Genomic DNA, 26,213 nt, shown 5'->3' with positions numbered 1-26,213 from the left:
AGTTTCAAGAAAGTCGCATATTGCGTAATCTATCCAATCGCTATATTGAAGGAAAGATGGTTTGAATAGGAGGGTCGCTTGGATCACGTCATCAGCTTTGATACTTTCATTGAACTGCTGCTAGGAATTAGCCTTAGTGCAGCCGTGGGATTTCGCGTATTCGTGCCGTTCTTAATATTGAGTCTTGCTGCTGTAGTGGGGCATATTAATCTGCCTACCCAATTCGACTGGATGGAAACCTCCCCGGCAGTAATTGTATTGGCGATCGCCTGCATATTGGAAATTGGCGGATATTATGTTCCCTGGTTCGATCACGCACTAGATTTTATTGCGACTCCGCTTGCCATTCTGTTGGGCACATTTATCGTGGGGCATACTTCCTCCGATCTGAACCCCGTTTTGCAGTGGACTTTGGCAATCATTGCGGGAGGCGGCACGGCAGCGCTAACCAAGGGGTTAATGAATCTGCTGCGCGGCACTTCTACAGCGATGACAGGCGGACTCACCAATCCTCTTTTGGCGACGATCGAACTGGTTGTGGCGATCGCCCTAACGCTGCTTGCCCTAACGTTACCTTTAGTAGCAGGCATTTTAGTAATTGGAATTCTGGGTTTTTCTGTTTACAAGGTTGGTCAGTTTTTACTCAACCTGCGATCGCGTTTACCAGACTCAACTACTCCAGTTTCCTAATCTATTTTGGTAGCTACGGTTTTTTGAGGGAGTGCTGGCTCGAAGTCAGGATCAGGCAATGGCACCTGCGATCGCGACTTTTTGCCGCGTCCTTTCAGAAGGTCTTGATTGAAAAAGTCGTGCAGAATCACATAAAAGCAAGGGATGATAAAGAGGGTCAGTAGGGTTGCCAGGGATAAGCCAGAAAAGACCACAATGCCGAGCGGCTGAAGAAATTCACCACCTTGACCCAATCCCAATGCCAAGGGAAACATCCCCAAAACAGTGGTGATGGTAGTCATCAAAACCGGGCGCAGACGTTGAGGTGCAGCTTTGAGGATGGCAGCGCGCCGAGTACAGCCTTCGCGATCGCGAATTTGGTTTGCCAACTCCACCATGATGATGGCGTTATTCACCACAATCCCCACCAGCAGAACCGCTCCCACAATCACCGTTGCCCCGATCGCGGTTTTGGTAATAAATAATCCAAAAATGCCCCCTGCCAGCGCTAAAGGAATCGTGAACATAATCACCAGCGGGTCAACCAGAGAGTTATATTGCACCGCCATAACGACAAATACCAAAAACGCCGCCAAGCCTCCCAAAATGGGCAATGTTGCCTGAAGCTGTTGATTGCTTTGGGCTGCGGCACTGGGCAACACACTTACCCCGTCAGGCAGTTCTTGCTGGCTCAAAATCGTTTGCACCTGTTGGATCGCCGCACTCAAACTGGCACCCTGATTCAAACTGCCAGAAATCAAAAAGACTTGTCGCTGATTGATTCGGCGGATTTCCCCCGGTGCGCGTCCGGTTTCAATCGTTGCCACATCACCCAAGCGAATCTGGCGGTTGTTCTCTGTAAAAATGGGCAGTTGGTTTAGCTGAGAAGGCTGCTGAATCAGGGCATTGTCTAGCTCAACGCGCACATCCACTAAGCGATTTCCCCGTTGAATTTGGGTCGGTACACTGCCTTGAATTGCGGTTTCTAAGGTTCTACCAATATCTTGAATGTTGAGATTTAAGTCGGCAAGACGTTCGAGATCGGGGCGAATTTGAATTTCGGGTTGGCGATCGTCCGCATCCGGGCGCACAGTGATCAAGGTTGCATCCTGTTCTAAAGCTTGCAGCACTTGCCGCCCTGCTTGGGTCAACGCCTCTTCATTTTCACTCTGGAGGATGACATCCACATCGGCTCCCCGCACCGGCGAGTTATTCAAAATTAAGCCGCGTACCTGCCCCGGATTGACCCGCAACCGAATATCCACCAAATTGAGCTTGCGGAACTCTTTCGTCACTTTGGCAACATAGGCATCGACCGCAGTGCCTGGTTTTAGAGTAATCGAGCTAGAACTTCGCAACGAGTTTTCGCTGGTATTACTGCCAAACAAGCTGCCGCCAATCGTAGAAAACACATACTCGGTTTCTGGCTGGGCTGCCAAAATCTCATCCACGGATGCCATTACTTTCCGGCTCGTTTCTAGCGGTGTGCCAGGTGGAAATTGGGCATTCAGGTTTGCTTGTCCGGTATTAATTCGAGGCAAGATTTCTTGGGGAATTTGCCCTGCGAGAAACCAACTGCCGCTGCCTAAAAGTGCCACGGTGCAGCCAACGACTAACCAACGTTTTGCCAACGTCCACTCTAGCAGCGTGCCGTATCCGTAGGTGGCATCGGTAAAACGGCGATTGAACTGACGCAGTAGCCATAACTTGCTGAGTCCACTGGATGCCTTAATACCTAACAAGCGCGAGGCTAGCATGGGTACAACGGTAACCGCAATCAGAATTGAGGCAGCCACCGAAAAGGTAATGGTGAGAATTAGTTCATTGAATAACAGGGCGATAAAACCGCCAATCAGCAAGAAGGGCAAGACTGCAACTAAGTTAGTGGCTGTAGAGGCAACTAAAGCTGACTCTACCTCTTGGCTACTGTACAGAGATTGAGTCATTAACTGGGAGCGGCTGAGTTGGCTGGTAGCATCTTTACCGGGAGTCATGCCGACTCCTTCGGCGATGCTTTCTAGCATGACGATCGAGTTGTCTACGACAATTCCTACGCCCAATGCCAAACCTCCCAAACTAAAGACATTGAGCGACAGTTTGAACATTCCCATCAAAATAATGGCGGCGAGGGTTGCCAGGGGAATTGAGAGGACGATGATCAGGGCTTGGCGCAGAGAGCCAAGAAAAAGAAGCACGGCGATCGCCGCCAATCCTGTACCAATCAGCCCAGAACTCACCACATTAGAAATGGCATTTTGAATGAATATCGATTCATCTAGAGTGGGCAATAGCGTCATGTCTGCGGGAATGGTGCCTGCCTGCTGCAATTCTTTAATCCGCTGTTTGACGGCTTCAACCACGGCGATCGTGTTGGCATCAGGTTGTTTTTGTACACTCATTTTGACGGCGGGTTGCCCATTCAATGCCACGAAAATCCGCTGCTCATTAGTGCCGTCAATTACGGTGGCAAAATCTCGCAGATAAACCCGCTGGGCAGGAGCGGTCGTGGTCGATGCTCCCGATTGGGCAGCGCCTTGAGCAGTATTTCCAGACTGTCCGCCGACTTCAAAGGAAATATCGCGCAATTCTGCGGCACTTTTAAACCGACCGATCGCTCGCGTCAGTGGCTCTGAACCACTGCCCAAAATCCGTCCACCGGAAATATCTTGGTTGCGATCGCCCAATTCGGTCAACACATCGTTTAACCCCACGCCCACCGCTTGCAGGCGATCGAGATCGATTGTTACCCGCACTTCTTCTTCAACACCCCCTGCCACATCCACTACTGCCACCCCCGGAATCACCCCCAACTCACGGGATAGCTCTTCATCGGCAAACACCCGCAGATCCACTGGTGGCATTGATGGAGAGGTTAACGCCAGTTCATAGACCGGAAGCTGAGAGGGATCAACTTTAAACAGGCGCGGCTCCTCAATCGTTTCTGGCAACCGACCGCGTGCCCGGTTAAACGCTGCCGTTGCGTCATTTAATGCCTGATCAATGTTGCCACCCGGCTGAAAATATAAATCCAAACTCACCTGTCCTTCGCGAGTTTGAGAATACACTTGCACCACGCCCTCAGTCGCAGAAAGCGCTTCTTCCAAGGGTCTGGTAATTTCATCCACTGCCACTTCTGGTGAAGTGCCGGGGGAATTTAACCGTACCCCAATCCGGGGATAGGTAATGGAGGGCAACAAATCGACTTGGAGCGTTGTAATAAAGAAAACGCCCATGACAATGACTGCCACGGTCAGCATCAATGTACCAATGTGGCGCAGAATGGCAATGCGGCTAATGCTAAAACCAGTCGGTGGAGTATTCATGGGGAGTTAGGAATAATGAAGGGCGAAGGGCAAAAAGTTTTGAGTTTTGAGTTTTGAATTCTAAGTTTTTACTTTTTACTTTTTACTTTTTACTTGTTTCTGCTGTCCTTCGGAGATACTGCTGAGTTTTACGGGGTCGCCATTTTTCAGGGCTTTGCTGCTGCGAGACACGAAGCGATCGCCGACTCCTAAGCCAGACACAACTTCCACCTTGCCATCTAGGCGTTTACCCAAAGTTACTGGACGGGCGGAGACAGTCGGCTTCTCACCCTGAGCAATGGTGAAGATGTTGCCCTGAGTTGGGGAAGGTCGATCAGCGGCTTGAGCGTCCCCGGAAGATGGGGAGCGCGATCGCCGATCTTTATCGGTTTGCAGGGCAGTTTCTGGTACGACAACACGAGTAAGTTGCTGTTGGGCAAAGTTCACCCGTGCTAACAAGCCGCTGCCGATGCTTTCATCTGAATTGGGAATAATCACTTCAATCGGGATTAGGCGGGAAGTGGGATCAGCCGCAGGAGAGATTCGGGCAATGCGTCCGGCGATCGCTTTTTGGGGGAAGGCATCTAGGCGCACTTGGACGGGTTGCCCAACTCGAAGGCTGCCCAGTTCCCGCTCAGACACCTGAACCACCACTTTCACCCGACTAAAATCGCCTAACTTGAGAATTTCGCTGCCCGGTTGCGCCAAATTACCGGGTTCGGTGACACGCTCTAGGACTGATCCGGTGACGGGCGATGTTAGCTGAGTCTGAGACTGTCGTTCTTTTTCTTGGGCAACGATCGCCCGTTGAGCAATCACCCGGCGCTGAATTGCCGTGACCGCTTGCCGTCGGGTTCGCACTTGTGCTTCTGCTGATCGCAGCGCTTGTTGAGCCGTACCCGCCGCCGTTCGTGCAGTTTCCACCGCTTGGGCGGCGATCGCCCCTTCTCGAAACAGCAGTTCAAGTCTTGCCAGATCTGATCGCGTTTGTTGCAATCGCAAGCGTTGGTCTTCCACTTGAGTTTGAGCCGTGCTAACCTCGGCATTTGCCTCAGCCACATCCGCCTGTCGTGCCGCCACCTCGGCTTCGGCTTCAACCACCGCCGCTGCCAGCACTGCATCATTTAATTGCCCCACGGTTTGCCCTTGGGTGACGCGATCGCCCACATCGACCGCCAAATCCAGCACCGTTCCTTCCACCTGCGATCGCAGCGAAACTTGGCGATAGGGTTGCGTGGTGCCTGTGTACTCGACGGGTTGTTGCAGGGGGAGGGCGCGGGCTATCGCCACATCCACCGATGCGGGTCCAGCATTCGCCTGTTGTTGCCCAGTTTGAGCTTCAGATTTTGGCAACCCACCGCACCCGACGATCGCGGTTAAAGTTCCTGCTAACATTCCCCAACGCACAATGCCTTTTATAGCGATCGGCTCCACAAACTTTGGCATAACCGAAATCCTTCTAACCTAACGTAGGAGCTTGCTGCAAGTAGTTTTAAATTCAGTGTATAGACTTATCTCACCTTTTAGACTCTCATTTTCGCAGGAGGGTTCAGTGCATTCTGTCTAAAATACTCAAAGGCTGAGACACTGGCTGAATTGTATCGCTATGTTAAGTGTTTTTAGGTCATCCAAATGACAGATCATGCCTCATAGTGACACAGCAGCAGTCCAAACCATTGATTTGTTATCCATTCAAGCCTTGAGGGGGCAACCCTTTTGCATCAAGCTGCAATCGCACTGGGCGGCTTTTTTGGCTCAGCAGCACTTTGTTTATCACCGCTAGTTTCCTCGGTTTGTGGCTGATCTCGTCAGCATCCTGAGATCGGGGCGACTCCAGCTAATCACCATACAGCTTTCTTCTAATGTGATAAACAAATTTCACTCTTTCTGAAAAAAGAAGTTTTTCATGCAGAAAGCTGGTAAATCCTTTTCCAACCCTTAATTTTGCAGAGGAGACTTTACCAAATCCGTGTTGTAAGTTATCCATTGGGGTCTACCAATCTCGATATTGTTTGCTTCAAAGGCCTGCCGCACTCTTAGACGGAACTCTCGCCCAACGCTCCACTGTTCCATCGGTGCTGTTTTAATCCAAACGCGCACCAGCATTCCAGTATGGGATAGATCATCAATCCCCAGCACATCCGGGAGTTCTGGCAGGCGATCGCGCCATTCGGGTTCGCCATACATCTGATGCGAAACCTGCCTTAAAACATCAAGCACCTGCTTCGGGTCATTGTCATAGGCAACCACAATCGAAAAGTCTATGCGTGACCAGAGGCGGGTTAGGTTGCTGACATCGCTAATAGTGCTATTGGGAATCGTGATCAGTTGACCTTCGCCATTTCGTAGTTGAGTCACGCGCAAATTGAGATTTTCCACCAGTCCGCCTTTATCGCCAATCTGAATCACATCTCCGACGGCAAACTGATCTTCAATTAAAATCAAGCACCCGTTGACTAGATCTTTAATCAGACTTTGGGAGCCAAAGGAAATCGCCAAACCCAAAACAGCACCTCCTGCCAAAATTGAACTAGTAGGAACATTAAATAAACCCAGTGTCCAGATCATTCCAACGATGATTGAAACAAAGGTGACTAATCCTTTTAAGGCTGCCGCAATGGTAGAGCTTCTGAGGACGACTCGCTGCGCTTCTCCAAACGGCAGCAGTGGATTGACTTTCCAGGAATGCATCACGCGATCAATCAAACTTTTGCTGATGCGAATCGCTAAACTAATGCCAAACCAGATGGCAATAAATTCGAGGGGTGTTGCCCAGACATAAAGACTCCATCGCATTAATACGGGAACGATGGACATAATTCGCGCTATGCCGATGTACCACATCAAGATAAAAAGCCAGAACAGCGCCCATTTGAGAAACTTGTTCACGTCTAATTGGTGCTTCAGGCTAAATTGATGGTGCAACGTTGCCAAAAATTGCGATCGCAAATCCGCAATCCTGTACGCTTCCGGTTCTTCTCCTGCGATAGTTTCTGATTGAGTCGTTGTTTTTGATTTTTGTGTTGTTTCTGTGGCAGTGTTCGTCGCTAATTGTTGTTGGTAACGCGCTTCCAGGGTTTGTTGTTTGTGAGTCAAAATGCGGCGTAGAAACCAGATTGCAGCACTGGCTATCAGTAACCCCAGCAAGATTTGTAACGCCTGGCTCACTCGCTGGATAACGACCTTCGGTGTAGCCACCTGTTTGAACCGAGTGATTTCATCTTGAATGATTTTTTGCCATTCCTGAGCTAATTCGTCCAGGGATGTGCCATTCCAGTCAGCATCCGGCTCTGTCACGGTCACTAAGCGGATCGGACGGGTGGATTGATCGTCGCTAATCTGAATAATGGGGCGATTATTCAGGGTGGCGATCGTCACTGTTGGCGCTTCTTTGGCGAAGTAGCTGCGATTGAGTACCCTCCACAATCGCTCATTTACTTGTTGTGCCCGGACTTCAACCGGGAGCCTACCTTCTAGAACTTTGTCTCGATTCAAAATCGTCGGAGAGGTCACCTCAAACAATCGTTTACTATCTAGGGGCGATCGAATCCAAGCCGTTTCATATTCACCAGAGCGGTTAACTCCATCGGGAGGATTGAGGGAATTATTGGAGGCATCGGTTGCCACGGAGGGTAGTTGGCTGTGGGCGATCGCTCCCCAGCCCAGCACCAGCGCGATCGTCATGCAGATAATCAGCACAAACCGCATTGTTAGATGGCGAAATCGATTGAATGGAAACATATCGGTGGAGTCGTGATTGAGCAACAGAATCGGGAAGCCGCGATCGCCCTTGAGAAGAATACCGTCAATTGTCTGAACAGTTGCGAGGGTGAGGAGGTGACTCGTTTCTGTTGAGATGATCAACCGTTCTGCTGGGCTTAAAAGTTTTGATTTGGAACAAACGAGGGCTGCAATTGAGTCTATAACTGTAGACAGCTTGATGATAAACCACGGTACGGATACGCGATCGCAGAGGAGAAAATCAAATGAAATTAGGCACAGTTGCTTTAGCGGGATTAATGACAATGGGGGCGATTGCCTCTACCCACCTCGTAATAGCCCAGGATAACCAGCCTGTGCCCGTGGAATCCCAGCAAAATGATCGGCGGGCTGCGATCGCCCGGATTAATCCTAAAAAACCCATCCAAATTCGGGTGGTGAGTCAGACAACGGTGCCTGTAGTTGCTTCAAGTGTGCCTGCTGTAGGAGATCGCCCCGTTGCACCGGGAAAAAGTGTCACCTTGGGTCGCCTGCATACCAGTTATCTGTCCCTACCCCTGGATTTACAGGTTTCCCTGGCTAAAACTCCTGATCCAGACCAACCGATTGGCGTGTCTCTAGATGTCAAAACAGCAGGGAACGAAATTATCGTTGGCGTGAAAACCTCTCCAACGGCTGTTAATTCCGCTCAAACCATTAACATAGACCAGAAAGGTTTGATTTACCTCTACTAGTTACTCTTCACGGATCTCAAAAACGAGTGGAATTGGGGAAACCAGCGATCGCCCGCTCCGGTACTGGCATGATTTACAACCACAGCACAAAGCCAGCATGGAAGATAAGCAACGGCACGATGTAGGCTCCCTTGCCTGAGCATCGTTTCAGCTCATGTCGCGATCGCCGCTTTCATGCCTCGCAATCGGGTTAACTCATCGCGCCAGGATGCCACCAGCGGATCGGTTGCCACGTCCTGCCCCTGATGCTGTACGCGCCATTTCCGCAGTGCCAGTTCATTCTGCGCCTTGACGATCGCGGCAGCGGTGCGGCGATCATATTCAGGAATGCGCCGGGTGCGGAAGATGCGATCGCGCTTTACCCCCTCATACTCTTCCGACGTGATCACAGGTTCCGTCTCATCCGCCAGTTCCGCTCGAATCACCTGCCGTTCCCACTCGCCGCTTTGCCACAGCATCACGATGGCGATGAGGAAAAAGGGAAACAGGGTAATCAAATTTCGCACGGTGTTGAAGGCAAAACTCGTCAAAAAGGGCATATCGTCCAGATTGAGTCCGCCCACATTCGACGTATCGTTGAGGTTGGTTCCAGTGATTTTGATGATCAAGATTAGCAATAGCCCGACGGAGTTATTCACGAAGTGGGCTGAAAATCCCAGCAGCCAACCGATCTGAGCCGCCGCATAGCGGAGCCAGGGACGCACCGTTTGCCGTGCTAAGCCCAACCCCATGCCAAATAAGCCTGTAAAAAGGGCATGGGTTCCCAGTCCAAACACCGAATGGCGACTGCCAAGCTGGGGCAACCAGGGCGCATTCCCGTTACTCACAAAGCCTTGCAGAATATAGGCGGCTGTTTCCAGAAAGTTGAAGCCAATGCCCACCAGTGCCCCATAGATAAATCCATCCCGCACACTGTCAAACTCCGATCGCAGCAGCAAAAACAGCAGGAGGACTCCGGCTCCTTTGGTGATTTCCTCCACAATCGGACCTGCCAACGGTGCCGCAACGATCATGGTTCCGTCTTTGCCAAACAATGCCTGCACATCAGGGTGCAGGGTGAAATAGTCTTTCACGGCATTGATGATCAGCACGTTGATTGGTTGAGCTACCCCCGTGGCAATCAATGCCCCCCACAACAGGGCGATCGCGTAGAGCCATTTGGATTCCGGTTCGCGGCGATCGAGAAACCAGAGAATGGCGATCGGAATAATGTAAAGAAAACCAGACCAAGCCAACGCCATCAGAAAGATCCGGATGCCGCCCTTTGCCGATGTGGGCGCAATGATATTGTTGACAATGCTGGACGTGCTGAGAAAGACCAGTACCCCTAGCAGGATGATCACAAAACTGCCAAACTTAGGACGGCTCAAGGGAGAACCGTAGAGTACACGGGCTGGAGCATTTAGCGACATAGACACCTCAAGATAAACAATTACTCAACCACAAAAGCAGGCTTAATCTGGGTCAGACAGCGGCTGTCGGGCGTTTGCTTCGGGTTGGCAAGAAAGTCGGCGGCGATTTGCGTCGAACAGGCAGCGGCTGGCAGATCCGGCGGCAAAATTAACGCCCCGTGCCCTACGCCGGGAAAGGTGTAGACATAGGTGGTTTTCAAGTTCTTGGCAACGGCTTCCCCATAGGGCTGGGGAGTCATCGGATCGTAAGCGCCATTAAACACCAAGGTGGGAATTTCAGGATTTTCGTAGACAAAGGGTAGTTTCTGCTCGACCTGGAGAATGTCACAGGCTTTCGTCACGGCTTCGCTTTCGCGGACGCCAATTGGCAGCAGTTGCGGATAGGGCGGCGGCAGCACCTGGGAGGGCGTGACTTGAATCGATTTAGCCCGAACACAGAGGACGGTATGATACATCTCTTTGGCGCTGTCAGATTTCAGCGAGTTTGAGAGTCGTTTGGTGATCCAATCAAAGTTACCCTGGCTGGCTGCAAAGATTTGCTTGGGTAAATCTCCACCGTGGGGCGTGGTGTATAGATAGGGCATAATGCCATCGACAAAAGTACTGCCATCGAGTTTGGCGGCGATCGCTTTTTTGCTGGAGGGAATGGTCAGGGTGATGGGAATGGGTTTCTGGTTGAGTTGATCGACGATCGTCAGAAATTTCTGTTCTAGACCCGGATAGGCTTGGCTGCATTTTTGATCTTGAGCACAGGCGTGAAACAGATTCCGCAAGGCGTAGCTAATCGTGTGGCTCGAAGCAAGATTAAAATCAACATCTGGTCTGACCACGCCATCCATGATCACACTCCGCAGTTTAGCTTTATGCTTGTCTGCCTGAGCGATGACATATTGCCCTAACAACGTGCCATAGGAAACGCCATAGAAGTTGAATTGGCGGTAGCCTAACGTCTCTGCCACAAAGTAAACATCAGCGGCATTTTCGCGGGTATTGAAAGCGTTGAGGTTAACACCCTGGGTTTTGAAGCGATCGTGACACGCCTTAATCCAGCCTGGATCAGTGTAGTTTTGCTGCCCTTGTGCCACGGCAATTGTGTGAGCATTGAACTCTGGACAGAACAAAAAGGGCTTGGCGTACCGCGTCCCCCGCTCCTCCATGAAGATCAAATCGCGGCGCTCTAACAAGGCTTTCAGTTCGGGAAACTCCGGTAAGGCAACATTGGCAAACACGCCAATGGTTGTGCCGCCGGGACCACCCTGTTCCACAAACAGGGGATCGGCAGCAGGCGTTTTTCCGGTACTGCGGGTTCGCACCACGCCGAGTTGGATGGTGCGTCCTTGGGTTTGTCCGTGCTGTTCGGGGACGGTGACGTAGCCACAATCTGACTGGGCGGTAACGGCGGCAGGCACATCAAAGGTTTTGCAATCAACGGTTTGCCATGCCGCACCAAAGCTGGCACGATTAGGGGTCGTGCCATTGACTGCACTGTTGCTGGCGACAACCACAGCCGTGAGGAGGGTGAATGGGCATAAATGAGTCAGCCGTAGGTTCATGAGGGATTGTCCTGAATCGTTAATCCAACAGGGAAATCAAAAGGGTGGTTTCGCCTGTCGTGCGACAACCAGCCAGAAGTAAGCCAGACATGGCTGCGCCATCGCCGATCGCGTAGACTCTTAAATCTGTTACCTGTGGATCATCGAAAACGTCTGCTAACCCTTGCTGCGCTTTCGCATAATCATCCGTGTCCGCCAGGAGCAAAACGGGGATATACTGAACCGCTGCCGGATCTGCGATCGCCCTCAGTTCCGCCACAATATCCGGTTTGACCCCACTAGACCGGGCATAGACTTGTCTCCAGACACTAGGGCTTGCACTGCAACCTGCCATTCTTTTAATGCGGATGTGGTTTCTTGCATGTCGCTTTAGGGTTTAAAGGTTTCTGGTATTCTGGTGCCAATCTTTAGCTTTTTTCAAGGCTTTCAGCAAAAAATGTCGCCTTAACTGACTAGCATTAAGGTAACAAGTAGTTTCGTCTCAGAGTAAAATTTGCGCCCATGAATACTCACGACTTATTGATGTTGATTCTAATGTTGTCTCCCGGATTGGTTCTATCGGCGGCAATCATGGCGACGTTTGCTGCGGGTGGCTGATTACTGAATAAAGTTTATGGAACTAATCCAATTTCTCGCAAGCGCTGCATTAAATAAGCACCAGCAGTGATTGAGGGAAATTGGGAGGTTCCAGTTTTGGCAACACAGCTTGCTAATGGAGTTAAATCGACCTCTTGGCGTGGATGAACAAAGAAAGGCATGGAAAACCGCCGATCGCGATCGCACTGTGGATTCGCCACGCGATGAGTCGTGCTTTTTAGCAAGCCATTGGTGAGGTGTTGCAGCATATCGCCGCTGTCTACAATGATTTGCCCCGGCAGCGATCGAATCGGTAACCAAGAGCCATCTCGCTGCAACAATTCCAGCCCATCATCCGTCGCCTCACACAGCAGCGTAATCAAGTTAATGTCTTCGTGTGGAGCCGCTCTTAAGCTAGCAGGATCAATATTCGGCGGAATCGGTGGATAGTGAATGATCCGCAGAATCGTATCGCCATCCTGCACCATCTCCGCCAGCAAGGTTTCTGACTCTCCCAGGTAAAGAGCGCAGGCTTGTAGCAGTGCGATCGCACAGGCTTCTAGTTGAGCATAAAGCTGGGCAATTACCGGGTGAAACTGAGGAACTTCTAATACCTGTAAATTGGCTGCGTAATCGGCTGCAAGAGGATGAGATGGCGGCAACTCTCGCCCAATATGCCAAAATTCTTTCAGATCGGGTGCCGTATGATCTTTGGCGTGTTCTTTGCCAAAAGAGGTAAAGCCCCGCTGTCCATTCAGGGCTGGCAGTTCATACTGGCGTTTTGTCGCGGTGGGCAACTCAAAAAACTGCTGCGCCACCTGATAAGCAGTCTGGATTAGCGCTAGATCAACGCCGTGATTGATCACTGAAAAGAAGCCAGTGGTTTCTAAGGCATGACCCAATTGAGTGACAAACTTTTGACGATCGCTGTCTTCAGCCTGAAACAGTTGCAGGTCTAAAACTGGGATAGTTTGAATCAAGGACATTTATTCTTCTTCCAACGCTCCATCAAACTCTGTAAGTGAATCTTCTTCAACTTCAACTTCAACTTCATCTACTTCGTCATCAGTCAAACCTAACTCTTTCTTAGCAAAAACACGCCGTGCCCGTCGATCTAGAATTTTGATAATGTTGGTTCGATCTTGCTTAATTGCCTCAATATCTTCTTTTTGAATCAGCACCATGTAATAACGAGAAACCTCCATCATCCGATAAGCATATTGAAAAGCATCTCTAGTAAACTCTCCAGTTGTTACAACCATGACGACATCAGATCCCGTAACAAATGTCATACCAACTTCTTTTGCTAGTACCTCAACATCAACTCGTTGCGTGTTTTTACACTGAATTTGCCAACGATGATAAACAAAGCGATCGGAGGCTGCTAGCACATCAACTTCACCTTGCCCGGTTTCATAATCTCGTTTTCGCCATTTAGTAAACCGTAAGCTAGTTAGACGAATCATCCAAATTGCTAAAAGCTCTAGTGCTTTACCTTTAACATGCTTATCAGGATGCTCCAAGTCACCAACTACATCTTCAAAGCTACGGTTCAACTCAGTTTGTGAAATCTCCGTCATCTCTGCGATCGCTGCCAACAGTTTAGACAGTAATTCGCGCTGTGCTTTTTCAGTCAGCCTGACAAGATTTGGCTTCGCTCCACGACCACCCGTCGTTTTCTCAGTTTCAATCAGTCCTAAATCCGTCAAAGGCTGAATAATGTCCTTGACAAATGACTTTGAAGGGAAACGAACCTTATAAACACTTACGGCATAATTAGCAATATCATTCCACTTAGTGAATTCTGTGATACTCATGTGGAGCATTGCTAATAGAAAATATTTTTGATCAGAAGTCAGCGTATAAATTTCATCAATGTAGTCTTTATCAAGCTCCAGAATGTCATAGACTCTATCCCAGTTAATTTCATAGGCTTTCTCAAATACCCCAGCCTCTTGCAGCCATTGCCTCATCGTGCTGACATAAATAGCATTTGGGGATAGGGAATAGCCCATTTCTTGAAGTTCGTAACCAATTAAATCCAACTTGGGTTTATCGCCTCTACTGTTGATTGCCTCAACTGCTTTCAGCAGAGACATTCCTGTTAAGTTAGTCAAGATATGACGAGCAAAAATGTTCGCCACTTCATCAAGATCAGATCGTTGCTCAAAAATCTCATTGCCCAGATCAGTTACTTCATACTGCCAATCATCATCACCAACCGACTCAACCAGTTTGTAAGCCCGAAGAGATAGAAATGTATTCATCGCTAGCTTGCTACAGTTTTCTCCTTGCTGCAAGTCGTTTTGTGACGAATGATTTGAGTAATAGCGGGTAGAAATTGCATCCTGCAAAGCGCGGCGATCAGGCTGATGATCCATACAGAGTTGCACTAATTCAGGCAACTTCATTGTTTTAGGTTCAAACTGGTGCCCATAGGTAAATCTGAGTTTTTTCTCTGTCATGTCAGCAAGCTCTGATTGAAATAGGTCTAACTGATACAAATTGTCCAATTTATTATCGATGTCAGAGGGACTCTGAATTGAAATAGGAGCCAACTTCAATGCTTTTGTTTTGAGTGCTTTTCTATCGATTAACGGTGTGACAACCAGCGGTGCATTTTCTTCAAATCGAAACTGCGAGGCTTGGATATAGCTTTCATCTAGTTCAAATGCAAGCCATTGGCGATCGAGGGTTTCTGCAACTCGTCCTGTTGTATTTGAACCCGCAAATGGATCGAGAACGATGTCTCCTGGTTCGGTACACAATCCAATGACAAACTCAGGTAGAGCTTGGGGAAATCGAGCGGGATGGGCTTTAATTCCTGCTTCTTTACAGCGACGTTGATAGTAGTCATTGGAGGCAGTGTTAGAAGCTGAAATAACATTGACGGGCTGTGCTAAATCATGTTCTAAAATCCAATTAAATTCTCCCAAAATTGGTTTACCAATCGAAAAAGGTGATCCAAATTCAGAGTCGGCAATGATATTCGGCGGAATCGCTCCACCCCGATCGTTCTGAAATTTTGTTGATATATCATGACCGGACGGGCGCAGTTTGGCATCGTACCCATTTTTTAATAAATTTTTCATCGCCTCGCTGTAAGGGCGTAGCACCTGTCGATTATTTGCTTTAGGATGAGGATCTTTGGATAGCCACCACACCGTATTGACAGCATCTTTGACGCGCTCTCGCCGAACCGTGACCCATTCAGCGGGGGTAGGAAGCTTTGCTGGGTTATACCAAAAAAGTTCTTGAGCAAGAAAAAATCCCAAACCTCCTTCCGACGTAGGTTTACAGAGATCAATCACCAACTCGAAGTGATACAGCGATCGCACCGGAAATCCTTTCAACCAAGTGCCTCCAATATCGATGACCAAAGAGCCTGTGGGTTTAAGGATGCGATAAAATTCACGAGCAAAAACCTTGAACCACTCAATGTATTCATGGGCATCCACGTTGCCATATTCTTTTTTTCTCACTAGGGCGAACGGTGGGGAGGTGCAAATTAGGTCAAGGCTTGCATCGGGTAAGTCTGCCATCAGTTCTAGGCTGTTACCAAGATATGCTGCGCCCAAGGAAGTGGTGTAATAAGGCTGATGCTTAAGCTTGATTGAATTGTTGAACTCAGATAAACTTCGCACAATCGCATTTCTCTATGACAACCTAGGAAGATAGAGTATCAGCTTTTCGTAAAATCCAGCATAATTTTGTCGTACAAAAATACTATTCTCAACAAGTTGGTGGCTGGTAACCCTTTGGAGGATGCGGATTGGCGATCGCTAGAGAAAGATGCCCTGTCAGAACCGCGACGAGCCGCAGCATTGGATCTGTCAGCGGCGACCGTGGAACGCGACATTCAACGATGGGCGGCACTGTTTCAGCGGGTGTATCCAGAGTTTTGTAAGTTTTGTCAGACAACCTTGGGTAATCCGGCAGACTTTCTCATACCCCTGTGGCAGGTGTGGCTCCCACTCGCCCAACGCCTTGCCGATCGCCATCATCAAATTGGGCGACCGATTGTGCAAGGAATTTTGGGTGGGCAGGGAACCGGAAAAACAACCCTGGGAACGTTACTGATCCTGATTTTGCGGCATTTGGGACTGAATGCGCTCACCTGGTCACTGGATGATCTCTACAAAACATTTAGCGATCGCCAAGCTCTGCAAGCTCAAGATCCTCGGCTGATCTGGCGCGGACCTCCCGGAACCCATGATGTGGCGTTGGGCATTGAAACCCTCGATCGCCTGCGTCAAACTTCTGACTCAGTGATTGCCATCCCGCGATTTGATAAGTCGTTGCACAATGGAGTCGGCGATCGCACCCCGCCTGAACCCGTTCAAAACATCGATATCATCTTATTTGAGGGCTGGTTTGTGGGCATGGAACCCATTGATGCCGCCGAATTTGACCATGCACCACCTCCGATTGTGACTGAAGCAGACCGCGCCTTTGCCTGTGATATGAATGCTGGCTTACAGAACTATCTCCCGTTATGGCAGCGGCTAGATAGTCTCTGGGTGCTGCATTTACCCGATTATCGCCTCAGCAAACAATGGCGCAAACAAGCCGAACAGCAAATGAAAGCAACGGGCAAACCGGGTATGAGTGATGCAGAAATCGATGGATTTGTAGATTATTTTTGGCGATCGCTCCATCCAGCCTTGTTCATGCCAACCGCCCTAAAAACCGCAGATTTAGTGATCGAAATCCAGCCCGATCATTCGATAGGGAGACTTTATCGCCTTACAGGTGTCGAATCGGCGCTCGTGAGAGATAGTGGATGGGTGGATGAGTGGATGGGTGGATGAGTGGATGAGTGGATGGGTGGATGAGTGGATGGGTGGATGAGTGGATAGAGCGAGTACAGGTGAAAGCAACGATGAATAACAAGGCAATTCTGCCAAAAATGGGGCGGCTCTTGTTGCTAGCTTTCTGGGCTGGTAGCGTTCTACTCTGGCTGATCAGTGACCCGTTGGGCGATCGCTCGATTGCAGCAATTCCGCCAGCGAACATCCGGGTGGCACAATTACCAATGCCCTCTTTTCCTGCAACATTGGATGCCACCAACAAACCTCCGTCAGGTGTGCAGCGTTACGGGGCGATTGAGGTTGCCTCCGTTTTTTTAGATGAGCAAGAGTTGTTTAAAGTCGCTTCGCCTACCGTACTCGATCGCAAAAATCCGGGTCAGCAAGTTCCGGTTGAAGTCCGGGCAAACCAGATAGAAGCCAACTTAAAACGAGTCATTGTTCAAGATCAGCCCCAGGATATTCAGCAAAAACGAGGATATACCACCCGGTTTGATCCCAAAACGCTGCAAGTATTTCTGGCTAAAGTGCGAGGAGAAACAGTGATTGTTGTGAAAGACAACTACCGGACTCAGCGTCTATCGCTGCTGACGATCACGAACCTAGATGCTGACTATTATGGGCTGTCTATTGATGATTTAGCCAAACAATGGCACACGACCTTAAGCACCGAACTCGCTGCCAAGTTGCAGGAGCGCCTTCCAGAAAAATCCGGAAAACGCATAGAAGCCGCCATATCAGCGGGATTGCTTGCCCTGTGCGCTTGCTTGCTGCTGTGGTTAGTGCAGCGATCGCTCGAACGACAAGACAAACAACTCAAAGCTGAGCAAGTGACTGGACAGCAAGATGTTCTTGCCAAACTGGAGCAATCAGCGGCAACTGCGCCTTCTAACAACGCTGTTCAGCCTCAAAAACAATTAGAATTTGGGCGATCGCCCTTAGTGTTTTCCCGCCGCCACTTATTAAATATCTTTCGCTGGCTTTTGGGCTGGGCGCAAGTCGTCGTCTGCCTGTTGGGTTTGGCAGCAATTCTTAGATCATTTCCCGAAACCAATCGCTTAAGCGCCGATTTGCTGGGCATTCCTGCACTGTTGCTGCTGATTTGGTTTTTAATGGTGCTGGCAAACTGGGTTGGCGAGATTTTGATCGATCGCTTTGCCCTTGCCTGGGAAACTGATCAGTTAAGAGCGTTTCAGATTTTTGAGTTTGACGATCTCCAGCGCAAATCCCTGCGAATTTCAACCGCAATCACCGCATTGCATGGGTTAAAAACCTTCGCCGTATGGACAATGGGCGGCGCACTTGCCCTTCAAGTATTCGGCATTCCCATTAGCTCCGTGCTAACCGGGGGCGCACTGGTTGCCTTTGGGGTTTCGCTGGCGTTCCAAAATTTGATCAAGGATTTAATCAACGGTTGCCTGATTTTATGGGAAGACCAATACGGTTTGGGCGATACAGTTTCCATCAGCGGCACGACGGGTTTAGTGGAAAGTATGAACCTGCGCGTTACCCAAATTCGCGATGTGGAAGGGCGGCTAATCACGATTCCCAATAGTTCAATTATCAAAGTCGAAAATTTAACCCGCACTTGGTCACGAGTGAATTTTGATCTCCAGATTGCCTACGAAACCGATGTGGACAAGGCGATCGCGGTAGTGGATGAAGTCGCTCAAACCCTCTATGCTGAATCCGAATGGCGCGATCGCATTTTGGAAACCCCCAAAGTGCTTGGCGTTGAAAATCTCTCCCATACCGAGATGACCATTCGCACCTGGATTAAAACCAAACCCTCAGAGCAATGGAACATCGGGCGAGAATTTCGCCGTCGAATCCGTCGCGCCCTAGCGAAAAACAACATTCGAGGCAGTATTCCCCATCAGGTTTCAGGGGTCGGAGATCAGGTTTCAGGGGTCGGAGGGCAGGTGCCAGAGGTTGAGGATCATGGGCTAGGGCACGGGGGCTAGGAGTTAGGGGTCAGAATATTCACATCGTCCTCTAAACCCTGAAACCTGCCTCTCGCCACTCCGAGATAAATTTCAACAAACTGTCATGAAAGCGCTACAGAGTCTCTAGAATTAGAGTGCTTTGAATTTGGTTATTCCAGCGCAGTATGCAAGTAAAAGGAGGGGACAAGTGGTAAATATTGCAGAGCTATTTCAAAAAGGTGGACCCACTATGGTGCCACTGCTGTTGCTCTCCATTTTGGCGCTCACAGCCATTTTTGAGCGATCGTGGTTTTGGTTTGGCGTATTGACCAAAGAGCGAGAAACCGTGAACCGCGTTCTAGATCCAATTCGACGGAACGATTGGGTGACTGCCGCCGAAATTGCAAGACAGGCATATGATCAACCCATTGGGCGCTTTCTCTACAGCCCACTGCAACTTAAAAACCCCGATCCAGAACTAGTGCGTTTAGCCTTAGAAGCTTCGGCAGACGACGAACTGGCAGGAATGCGGCGGGGAGACAAAATTCTGGAAGCTGTAATCGCCTTATCTCCGCTGCTCGGCTTACTCGGAACGGTGATTGGTCTGATCATCTCCCTGCGAGAGATTCGGATTGGGGATATCAGTGGTGGATCTGCGGCTGGAGTGACTGCGGGCATTGGAGAAGCCTTAATTAGTACAGCAGTGGGTCTAGTGGTTGCCATTGGTGCCCTCGTGTTCTATCGCACGTTTCAGGCATTTTTGTTTAATCAAACTAAGGTGTTTCGCAAGTCGGGGAATGAGTTGGAATTGCTCTATCGCCAGCGTTGGGCACAAACCGACGGGAAAGTGCTAACCGATCTAGATGGAGAAGAATTTGTTAAAACAGAGGCAACTCAATCAGCCGATTTGCTGCCGTCCGATCCTTCTATCCCGCTCAAATCCTAGTTTTTAGCCCCCTTTTGACCTATGAAAATTCATACCGATACGCCCTCTGAAGAGGTGCAAATCCAACTCACTCCGCTGATTGATGTGATTTTTTGCATTTTGACATTTTTTATTTTGGCGGCACTCCAGTTCACCCGGCAGCAAGGAATTAACACCAGTTTGCCGCAAGCCAACACGGGCGCGCCGCTCTCTAGCAATCGGGAAATGATCACGGTGACGATCGCGCCCACCGGACAACTGTATGCAGACCAGCAACCCGTCGATCGTGCTCAACTGGGTCAAGTGTTGGCGCTCTATGTCCAACAAAATCCATCAGGGCTGTTGGTGCTGAATGCGGCTCCCACTGCTTTTTACAATGATGTGATTCAAGTATTAGATTTGATGCGATCGGTCGGAGGCGATCGCGCAACCCTGGCAACCACTCCGATCGCTGCGCCGTCGCCCGGTTCTATTCCTGGCAGCACTCCGCCTGCTGCAACTACACCCACAACGCCATTTAATCCATTCGAGCCATTTGGCAGCAGTCCTGTTCCTGGGGCAAGCCCTCCGACTCCGGGGCAAGTTCCCGGTGCGCTAGTCACGCCGATCAATCCTGGTGGTACAGGATATTCATCTCCTACGCCTGATACTGTTATACCCCTGACTCCGGGTGAAACCGACAACCCATCTCCCACACCGTCGCCTTAGAAGATGGGGCACGAGTTAGAGCAACTATTGGCTAAGGGGAGCAGATCTTTGAAAAGGTGGGATTGGGTAGAAAGAGTCAGGCTATGGGTCAGGTATTATCCTGATATGAGCCAACTGTTACGGTGGATCGATGTGCAGTGGATAAATAGGTTTAGGCAGCGATCGCTCCTTTTCCTAATGCTTATTTTGCTGTTGCCGCTCACCAGTTGTCAGCCCACCCTTTATAAAACGCAGACAGCGCAACAGTCTCAACTCATCCTCAGCACCCTCAGCGACCCCAACACCTTCAACTTTGCTAACAAAAACACCTTCCCAAACATTTTCCTGTTTACCTACGAATGCCTAACGACTGAAAACGGCGTGACTGGGGAAATTGAACCTGCCTTAGCGGAATCTTGGCAAGTGTCGAAAGACAATAAACGGGTCGTGTTTAAGTTGCGTCCTAACTTGAAATGGTCGGATGGGCAGCCGTTGACCGCTGATGATATCGTCTTCACCTATCGCGATATTGTTGCGAACCCCGCCATTCCCACGGATGCCAAAGAGAGTATTCAAATTGGAGAAGCCAAAGCCTACCCTCAACCTCGCAAATTGGATGATCTGACCGTCGAGTTCCTATTGCCAGAACCCTTTGCACCTTTTCTTCGAGCAACTGCTGGACCTGATGGGATTGCGATCCAACCCAAACATATTTTGGCGGAAACTCTGACTACAAAAGGAGCCGATGGCAACCTGACGTTTTTGTCTACTTGGGGCACCAATGCCGATCCCCAAAAGGTTGTAGTGAATGGACCTTACCAAATGGAGAGCTATGTAGCAGGACAGCGGCTCGTGTTTCGGCGCAATCCTTATTACTGGCGCAAGGATGCTCAGGGAAATCCATTGCCCCATGTGGAGCGAATCATTTGGCAGTTCATTGAAAACACCGATACGCAACTGCTGCGGTTTCGATCGGGCGAACTGGATGTGATGGGTGATGCTCGTCCGTTGCGCCCAGAGTATTATTCCTTACTGAAGCGAGAAGAGGCGCGCGGGAATTTTCAGGTTTACAATGGCGGTCCGTGGTCGGGGGTGCTGTATCTCACATTTAACTTGAACAAAGCGACGAATCAAGACGGTAAGCCGTTTGTAGACCCGATTAAGCAGCGCTGGTTTAGCAATTTGGCGTTTCGGCAGGCGATCGCCCACGCGATCGATCGCCCAAAAATCAACACCAACATCTTTCGCGGTTTGGGCATTGTGCTGAACTCGCCCATCTCGGTACAAAGTCCCTATTTTCTCAAGCCAGAGCAAGGCTTAAAAACCTACGACTACAATCTCGACAAAGCAAAACAACTGCTGCTAGGAGCCGGATTTCGATATCAGCAGACTCAGCTTTTGGATGCAGATGGAAATCCCGTGCGCTTCACACTGCTGACCAACTCTGGAAATAAGGTACGAGAGGCGATCGGCGCTCAAGTGAAAGAAGACCTCAGCAAAATTGGCATTCAGGTCGATTTCACGCCGCTGAACTTCAACGTGCTGGTGGAAAAAACCTCTAGCTCTCGCGAATGGGATGCCCACATGATCGGCTTTACGGGCGGGATTGAACCTCACTCAGCGGCAAACCTTTGGCTCAGCAGCGGTGCTTCCCACTCTTTCAACCTGAAACAGCAGCCCGGTCAACCGCCGATTCAAGGCTGGCAACCCTACGAATTTGAAACGGAAATCGATCGCCTAATGATTGCTGGAGCGAGAGAACTAGACGAAGCAAAACGCAAACAGGTGTATGCACAATATCAGCAGGTCGTACAGGAAAATCTGCCCGTGATTTTTTTGGTCAACGATCGCGCTTTGATGGCAGCTCGTAACACCCTTAAAGGCTTGCAATACTCCGGCTTGCCCAGTTGGGGCTTATGGAACATCCAGGATTTGAAAATGCAGGAAAAGGGAAAGTAGGCGATTGGCTGTGGGAAATGGAAATATCACTGAAAGCTGTACCTCGACTTCGATACATTAGAAGCAGATGTTTTCTATACGATTATCTGTGACTCAACCTGAAGCGATTCGCCATCTACTCAATGCTGTTGCCCAAGGGGACATTTCCCCCGATAGCGCCCTCGACAAGCTTAAGTATTTCAACTACGAGCCTGTGGGTGACTTTGCCCATATTGATCATCACCGTACCCTACGAACTGGCTTTCCTGAAGTAATTTGGGGCTTAGGTAAAACGCCAGAGCAAATCGCCCAAATTATGGCAGCGATGCGGCAAAAAACGCCCGTGGTCATGGCAACTCGAATTGAACCGGACGTGTATGAAGAACTGCGATCGCACGTACCAGACCTGCACTACTATCCAATGGCACGAATTTGTACGGTGCGTGACAGCGAAGCTAACCCGTTGGATCTTCAGCCGACGCACCCCGGTTTAATTAGCATTCTCTCGGCAGGCACCTCTGATTTGCCCGTCGCCGAAGAAGCCGCAGTGACCGCAGAACTCTGTGGCTTTCAGGTAAAACGTCTGTGGGATGTGGGTGTTGCCGGAATTCATCGGTTGCTCAACCAACGAGACGCGATCGCGGATGCCGATGTGCTAATCGTCGTCGCAGGCATGGAAGGAGCCTTGCCCAGCGTCGTCGCAGGCTTAGCCGACTGCCCCGTAATCGCCGTCCCCACCAGCATTGGCTATGGAGCCAGTTTCAACGGCTTAGCCGCTCTGCTGGCAATGCTCAACTCCTGCGCTGCCGGAGTTGGAGTCGTCAATATCGACAATGGCTTTGGAGCCGCGATGTTAGCCGGAAAAATTCTGCGAACCGCTGAACGGCTCAGTAAAAACGCGATCGCTGATTAGCCAACCCCGCCCTAATTTACTGTCTACGGCAAAATATCTTGCTCTATTCGCCTCTACGTCCACACTTCTTCTGTTCTGGAGGGTGGAAGCTGAGCGCGAAACTCTTGCTTATACTTCTCAAAATCCCAGGTTTCCAAAAATTTCTGTGCAGACGCTTGACCTGCCTCGTAAAGCGCTGTTTTTTCGGATGGCGTGAGTTGAAACTGTGTGGTTTGAATACCCATGGTTGGGATGGGAATCGTGCGGACAAAGCTTTCCGTATTGATGTAACGAGCATCGTGAGCTTCCATCATTGTGGAAAACATTGCCTTTAACATCGAAACGGGTCCCTTAATCACATGAGGCTTATCTTGATCGGGATCAACCAATCGTACTCCAAAAGTTGGCCACGCTGGGTTCGCATCTCCACTATCAAACAGCCACACCGGATAATTGCTCAATACGCCGCCATCCACGATGTAGTTGATAGCACCCACTTTATTTTTCAACTGCACTGGCTCAAAAAAGAAGGGCAGGCTCATACTCATCCGCACGGCAGCGGCTACTTCTAAATCATCAGGATTCACGCCATAGTGTTGAATGTCTCTCGGTAGCACTAGCATTCTGCCACGGGTCAAATCGCTCGCAATCACCTGCAATTTATAGCGATAGCGAGGATTGTCTTTGTTTTTGGGTATGACCAGATCGCCAAAAGTGCGGACTCCCTTTTTTGCGAGTAATTCCCGCAGCCAGTTTTCAAAAAAATTGCCTTCATAGATGCCTTTTTCGGTGATTAAACTGAGCATGGAGCCAATCAGGGGAATTTCGTCTTCCCAGCCTTTGTCCATAAACTTAGTAAAGTCTTGAGCATCTAAAATCTGTTTGAGTTCTGCGGCGTTGTAGCCGGCGGCAATCAGCGCGGTGACGATCGCCCCGGCTGAAGTGCCTGCCAAATTTTCGAGCGTATAGCCTTCTGCTTCCAGTACCGAATATGCGCCGACTAAGCCAATCCCTTTGACTCCGCCGCCTTCAAACACCGCATCAATCTTTTTGGGAGCGTCTATTTTTTTTGCAGTGTCTATCATGTTTTAGCACCTGAAACGCAATATGGTTGGGCACTTTAGTAAAGCATAAGACTTCTGAAAACCGCTACTTTTTGTAGGAAATCAGAATACTTTCCCATGATTAAATTTGCCACAATTAAAGCGATAAAGAAAAACCTAGAGCTTGTTTAGTTTTAAGTAAGGTTTGATTGGCGATCGCGGCAGCTTTTTCTTTACCATCCCGCAGCACCGATTCTAAGTACCCTTGATCGTTGATAATCTCGTGATACTTATCTTGAATTGGTTTGAGATGAGCGATCGCGGTTTCCGTTAGCAGCGGTTTAAACTGTCCCCAGCCCATCTCCGCGCATTCTGCCGCCACTGCTTCCTTGGTTTGACCCGACATCAACTGATACAGCGTCAATAGATTGTTGCACTCTGGACGCGCCGGATCGCCGAATATCAGCCCTTTTACGGGATCAGTTTTACACTTTTTGATTTTGGTTTGAATCAAGTCCGGCGGATCAAGCAAGTTGATTCTGCTCAAATCTGATGGATCGGATTTAGACATTTTTTTAGTGCCGTCGGTTAAGCTCATGACCCGCGCCCCCGCTGCCAAAATTAGCGGATCGGGTGATTTAAGCACCACTTGACCCTGACCAAACTGATGATTGAAGCGATCGACGATATCACGGGTCAACTCAATATGCTGCTTTTGGTCTTCACCCACAGGCACCTTATCGGCGTTGTACAGCAAAATGTCTGCTGCCATCAGCACCGGGTAATCCAACAAACCCACACCCACATTCTGCCCCTGCTTCACAGCTTTCTCTTTGAACTGGATCATATCTTGCAGCCAGTTGAGCGGGGTAATGCAGTTTAGTAACCACGCCAGTTCACTGTGAGCGGAAACGTGCGACTGCACAAAGATTGTGGAATGTTCTAAATCGATGCCACAGGCGAGATAAAGGGCAGCAATATTCAAGGTGTCGGCGGCTAAGGTTTTAGGGTTGTGCGGCACAGTAATGGCGTGCAGATCGACTACACAGAAAAAATTGTCATACTGGCTCTGCCCTTCAACCCAGTTGCGAATAGCTCCTAAATAATTCCCCAAGTGAAGATTACCCGTTGGCTGAACTCCAGAAAGAACGCGCTGTTTCGTCATGATGCAGGTTGGTAAGTATGCGTTGGAAAATGGGCGTTGGAAAATGGGCGTTGGCAGAAGCCTATGCGATCGCGAAAAAGCTGCATGTCATCACAACATACGACTGATGATGTCCGATGCAACCGAATATAACCACAGCGATCGCTAACTTTTTAAGCGGATGTTTTCTTGCGCGATTGTGTAGAAGCAGGCTTTTTCGTTGCAGCAGTCCGAGATTTCGTTGCGGTAGGCTGTTTTACTGTTGATCCAGCATCAGATTTAGTTTTTGCTGCCGATGCTTTTTGAGTTTGGGGAGCTTTTTCATGGGTTTCTGACTCAGTTTTTTTAGCCGTACTTGTGGATGATTTAGCTGATGTTTCCGTTAATTTAGAGGGTTGAGCTTCTAGTTCTGCAACTGCCGATTCTACAGCTTGGGTTTTCCGTCCTCGGCGAGTTCCACCCTTAGCCGCCGCTTCCTTTTCTTTGTTGGCGCGGCGCTTCCCTGAAGGCACATAATTTTTGAGGGTAAAGGCACTAATCTTGATCCCTTTTTCGGTTAACATTTCTGCCAATTCCGCATAGGTATATCCTCTAGACAACGCTGCTCTTAGCGGTTCGCGTAGCTGGTCGATCGCTTCTCTTAACGATAAGTCTTCTTTAGGTTTTTCGGGCAATGACTCTAAAAAGGCGCTTGTGCTTCCAATCGATGATTGTTTAACGGCTACCGCCTTGGTTCGTTTTTCAGTGGGTTCTATCATTGTTGCTGCTTAAGTCTTAAATGAATTTCAATTATTGTATGCTCTTATTTCACAACTATTGCGATCGCAGTTCTAATTGTTATTAAAATCGCATCAATCAGTGTATTAAACACTCAGGAACTAGATA

21 protein-coding genes are annotated in these 26,213 nt (G+C 49.4%); 10 read left to right on the top strand and 11 right to left on the bottom strand.

The features are described from left to right. Positions 1-78: 78 nt before the first annotated feature. Positions 79-690 (top strand): DUF4126 domain-containing protein, encoded by a 612-nt coding sequence (locus AB3R30_RS09355; protein ID WP_458648907.1) that lies wholly within the window; start codon positions 79-81, stop codon positions 688-690. Here the strand turns inward: AB3R30_RS09355 and AB3R30_RS09350 are convergent. Together AB3R30_RS09350 and AB3R30_RS09345 are read right to left on the bottom strand one after the other, a co-directional pair. Beyond that, the gene (locus tag AB3R30_RS09350) at positions 687-3,992 is read right to left on the bottom strand and encodes an efflux RND transporter permease subunit (protein ID WP_458648906.1); all 3,306 of its coding nucleotides are present in this window, start codon (positions 3,990-3,992) and stop codon (positions 687-689) included. The genes AB3R30_RS09355 and AB3R30_RS09350 overlap by 4 nt on opposite strands. A 75-nt stretch (positions 3,993-4,067) precedes the next feature. Then, positions 4,068-5,417 carry an efflux RND transporter periplasmic adaptor subunit gene (locus AB3R30_RS09345; protein ID WP_458648905.1) on the bottom strand — a complete coding sequence of 450 codons (1,350 nt, stop codon included), beginning with the start codon at positions 5,415-5,417 and terminating at the stop codon, positions 4,068-4,070. Positions 5,418-5,613: 196 nt separating this feature from the next. Between AB3R30_RS09345 and AB3R30_RS09340 the strand changes: the two genes are divergently transcribed. Further along, a complete protein-coding gene (locus AB3R30_RS09340; RefSeq protein WP_458648904.1) occupies positions 5,614-5,754 on the top strand; it encodes a hypothetical protein in 141 nt (46 codons plus the stop codon). Positions 5,755-5,909: 155 nt separating this feature from the next. On the opposite strand, the gene AB3R30_RS09335 is transcribed toward AB3R30_RS09340, so the two are convergent. Next, positions 5,910-7,835 carry a mechanosensitive ion channel family protein gene (locus AB3R30_RS09335; protein WP_458648903.1) on the bottom strand — a complete coding sequence of 642 codons (1,926 nt, stop codon included), beginning with the start codon at positions 7,833-7,835 and terminating at the stop codon, positions 5,910-5,912. 122 nt (positions 7,836-7,957) lie between these two features. Between AB3R30_RS09335 and AB3R30_RS09330 the strand changes: the two genes are divergently transcribed. Further along, entirely contained in the window at positions 7,958-8,425 is a 468-nt protein-coding gene (locus AB3R30_RS09330; protein ID WP_458648902.1) for a hypothetical protein, read from the top strand. 152 nt (positions 8,426-8,577) lie between these two features. Here AB3R30_RS09330 and AB3R30_RS09325 read toward each other — a convergent pair whose 3' ends face one another. The 5 genes from AB3R30_RS09325 to AB3R30_RS09305 form a co-directional block, all read right to left on the bottom strand. Further along, positions 8,578-9,837: a PrsW family intramembrane metalloprotease gene (locus AB3R30_RS09325; protein ID WP_458648901.1), complete on the bottom strand. Its 1,260-nt coding sequence runs from the start codon at positions 9,835-9,837 to the stop codon at positions 8,578-8,580. Between the two features lie 20 nt (positions 9,838-9,857). Beyond that, positions 9,858-11,390, bottom strand: coding sequence for an alpha/beta hydrolase (locus AB3R30_RS09320; protein ID WP_458648900.1), 1,533 nt, complete (start codon positions 11,388-11,390; stop codon positions 9,858-9,860). Positions 11,391-11,409: 19 nt separating this feature from the next. Further along, positions 11,410-11,724, bottom strand: coding sequence for a hypothetical protein (locus AB3R30_RS09315; protein ID WP_458648899.1), 315 nt, complete (start codon positions 11,722-11,724; stop codon positions 11,410-11,412). A gap of 277 nt (positions 11,725-12,001) precedes the next feature. Further along, entirely contained in the window at positions 12,002-12,952 is a 951-nt protein-coding gene (locus AB3R30_RS09310; RefSeq protein WP_458648898.1) for an isopenicillin N synthase family dioxygenase, read from the bottom strand. Further along, positions 12,953-15,610, bottom strand: coding sequence for a DNA methyltransferase (locus tag AB3R30_RS09305; protein ID WP_458648897.1), 2,658 nt, complete (start codon positions 15,608-15,610; stop codon positions 12,953-12,955). 66 nt (positions 15,611-15,676) lie between these two features. Here AB3R30_RS09305 and AB3R30_RS09300 point away from each other — a divergent pair, with 66 nt between their 5' ends. The 6 genes from AB3R30_RS09300 to larB all read left to right on the top strand — a co-directional run bounded on the left by AB3R30_RS09300 (position 15,677) and on the right by larB (position 23,162). Then, the gene (locus AB3R30_RS09300; protein WP_458648896.1) at positions 15,677-16,777 is read left to right on the top strand and encodes a glycerate kinase; all 1,101 of its coding nucleotides are present in this window, start codon (positions 15,677-15,679) and stop codon (positions 16,775-16,777) included. A gap of 20 nt (positions 16,778-16,797) precedes the next feature. Beyond that, positions 16,798-18,738 (top strand): mechanosensitive ion channel family protein, encoded by a 1,941-nt coding sequence (locus tag AB3R30_RS09295; RefSeq protein WP_458648895.1) that lies wholly within the window; start codon positions 16,798-16,800, stop codon positions 18,736-18,738. Positions 18,739-18,907: 169 nt separating this feature from the next. Further along, positions 18,908-19,645 carry a MotA/TolQ/ExbB proton channel family protein gene (locus AB3R30_RS09290; protein ID WP_458648894.1) on the top strand — a complete coding sequence of 246 codons (738 nt, stop codon included), beginning with the start codon at positions 18,908-18,910 and terminating at the stop codon, positions 19,643-19,645. A 21-nt stretch (positions 19,646-19,666) separates the two neighbouring features. Next, a complete protein-coding gene (locus AB3R30_RS09285) occupies positions 19,667-20,332 on the top strand; it encodes an ExbD/TolR family protein (protein WP_458648893.1) in 666 nt (221 codons plus the stop codon). 105 nt (positions 20,333-20,437) lie between these two features. Next, a complete protein-coding gene (locus AB3R30_RS09280) occupies positions 20,438-22,270 on the top strand; it encodes an ABC transporter substrate-binding protein (RefSeq protein ID WP_458648892.1) in 1,833 nt (610 codons plus the stop codon). Positions 22,271-22,358: 88 nt separating this feature from the next. Then, the gene (gene larB / locus AB3R30_RS09275; RefSeq protein ID WP_458648891.1) at positions 22,359-23,162 is read left to right on the top strand and encodes a nickel pincer cofactor biosynthesis protein LarB; all 804 of its coding nucleotides are present in this window, start codon (positions 22,359-22,361) and stop codon (positions 23,160-23,162) included. Between the two features lie 53 nt (positions 23,163-23,215). On the opposite strand, the gene AB3R30_RS09270 is transcribed toward larB, so the two are convergent. Both AB3R30_RS09270 and trpS read right to left on the bottom strand, forming a co-directional pair. Next, a complete protein-coding gene (locus AB3R30_RS09270) occupies positions 23,216-24,226 on the bottom strand; it encodes a patatin-like phospholipase family protein (RefSeq protein ID WP_458648890.1) in 1,011 nt (336 codons plus the stop codon). A gap of 115 nt (positions 24,227-24,341) precedes the next feature. Continuing rightward, positions 24,342-25,349, bottom strand: coding sequence for a tryptophan--tRNA ligase (gene trpS, locus AB3R30_RS09265; protein ID WP_458648889.1), 1,008 nt, complete (start codon positions 25,347-25,349; stop codon positions 24,342-24,344). On the opposite strand from trpS, the gene AB3R30_RS09260 reads away from it, so the two are divergent. Then, positions 25,348-25,497 (top strand): hypothetical protein, encoded by a 150-nt coding sequence (locus tag AB3R30_RS09260; protein ID WP_458648888.1) that lies wholly within the window; start codon positions 25,348-25,350, stop codon positions 25,495-25,497. The genes trpS and AB3R30_RS09260 overlap by 2 nt on opposite strands. Before the next feature lie 4 nt (positions 25,498-25,501). On the opposite strand, the gene AB3R30_RS09255 is transcribed toward AB3R30_RS09260, so the two are convergent. Beyond that, positions 25,502-26,086: a hypothetical protein gene (locus tag AB3R30_RS09255; protein ID WP_458648887.1), complete on the bottom strand. Its 585-nt coding sequence runs from the start codon at positions 26,084-26,086 to the stop codon at positions 25,502-25,504. Positions 26,087-26,213 lie beyond the last annotated feature (127 nt).

It is taken from the genome of Sivoneniella epilithica UHCC 1019, from assembly GCF_040830845.1.
GTDB lineage: Bacteria > Cyanobacteriota > Cyanobacteriia > Leptolyngbyales > Leptolyngbyaceae > ULC077BIN1.
Note: the sequence above shows the minus strand (reverse complement) of the source record. Positions and strands in the feature narration are given on the sequence as shown.